The organism is Streptomyces cahuitamycinicus (assembly GCF_002891435.1).
GTDB lineage: Bacteria > Actinomycetota > Actinomycetes > Streptomycetales > Streptomycetaceae > Streptomyces > Streptomyces cahuitamycinicus.
Genome location: NZ_POUC01000962.1, coordinates 1 through 490 on the forward strand (window position 1 = coordinate 1; position 490 = coordinate 490).

Sequence of the window (490 nt, forward strand, 5' to 3'; positions counted from 1 at the left end):
GGGACGAAACCGGGTGCGGCGGCCGCGGGGCGCGGCGGGGCGAAACCGGGTGCGGCAGCCGCGGAGCGCGGTGGGACGAAACCGGGCGACGCGCGGGCCGCGGCCTGGTCGGCCGGCGCCACCACCCGTGCCGCCGCGTTGGCGTCGCTGCTCTGCGCGACTCTGCTCGCGGGGCTGGCCGCGATGTCGGGCGGCCCCATCGGTTCCGCCGTGCTGTCCCGCTTCGGCCCGGTGTGGTGGCAGGTCGCCGCCGCGACGCTGGCCTGGCTGGGGCTGCTGGCAATCCCGACGGCGGTGGCGGTACGGGCCTGGCTGTGCCGCTCGTCCCGGGCGCGGGAGCCGAAGATCGGCAGACAGCGGGAGACGGCGGCCGAAGGCGCCCGCGGGCAGCGGCGGCTGCCGAAGCGCGGCTGCGGTTGGTTCACGCGCACCGGCGTCGCCGGGATGGCAGGGGTGACCGGAGCCGCCGAGGACGCCCGGGGCGCGGGCC

Annotated in this window: 1 pseudogene; it reads left to right on the forward strand. The window is 79.6% G+C overall.

Annotated elements, in window-relative coordinates:
- Window positions 1-490: pseudogene (locus C1J00_RS45795) on the forward strand (cell division protein PerM); the annotation flags it as partial.